This is a genomic window from Vibrio sp. 378, assembly GCF_033339435.1.
In genome coordinates this window covers 1-734 of the sequence record NZ_JAWOUO010000495.1, presented here as the reverse complement: position 1 = coordinate 734, position 734 = coordinate 1, and the positions used below count along the sequence as shown (strand labels likewise).

Annotated in this window: 1 protein-coding gene; it reads left to right on the top strand. The window is 45.6% G+C overall.

All coding sequences use genetic code 11. From position 1 onward, the window contains the following. The first annotated feature begins 15 nt into the window (after nt 1–15). Complete coding sequence (locus R7Q48_RS27150) at nt 16–711, top strand: nucleotidyltransferase domain-containing protein (protein WP_411979294.1); 696 nt, start codon at nt 16–18, stop codon at nt 709–711. Nucleotides 712–734 lie beyond the last annotated feature (23 nt).

Genomic DNA, 734 nt, shown 5'->3' with positions numbered 1-734 from the left:
ATCAAAGAAGTGTTGATGTGCCTAACAGGTGGTCTAGGGCAAAATCTTCACAGCGTTTATGTGTACGGAAGTGTTGCGCGAAAAACGGCAATAGCAGGAAAGTCCAACCTGGATTTAGTTGTGGTGACAAAGTCGACGTTTGAGAACAACCGAGCGACGCTGCTCAATACTATAAAGTGGCGAGCTCAGCAAAATCATCCGCAAGTCAAGGGAGTGGCGATAAGAACGGCACTTGTTAGCGAAGTTGCCAATCTTGATAGCATTTTTACTTGGGGCTTTATGCTCAAGCACTGCTGTGTTTGTGTGCATGGCGATGACTTGGCTGATTGTTTTGGCGACTATGTGCCGAGTTGGGAAATTGCTAAGCACTGGAATATGGATGTTGAAGAATGGCTAGCGGTGTATCGAGCTAAGATTGTTCAGGCTACAAGCCTTGAGGAGCAAGTTCGTGCGCAGATAGTCATCGCTAAAAAGTTATTAAGAGCTTCTTACTCTTTGGTGATGTATCGCGATAAGCGCTGGTTTGATGATCCAATAGAATGTGGTGAAGTGTTTTTGCAATATCATCCCGAGAAAAAACTGGAGATTGACCGCCTCTGCATATTGTTATCTGGAAGGCCAATTCCCAAGCGTTCGGTCATTGGCCTAATTGATGCTTTCGGTGGCTGGCTCGTGAAGCAGTACCAAAAGACTGAGTTTCGTATTGGTTAGAACAGTCCCATCTGTGGTGCTGA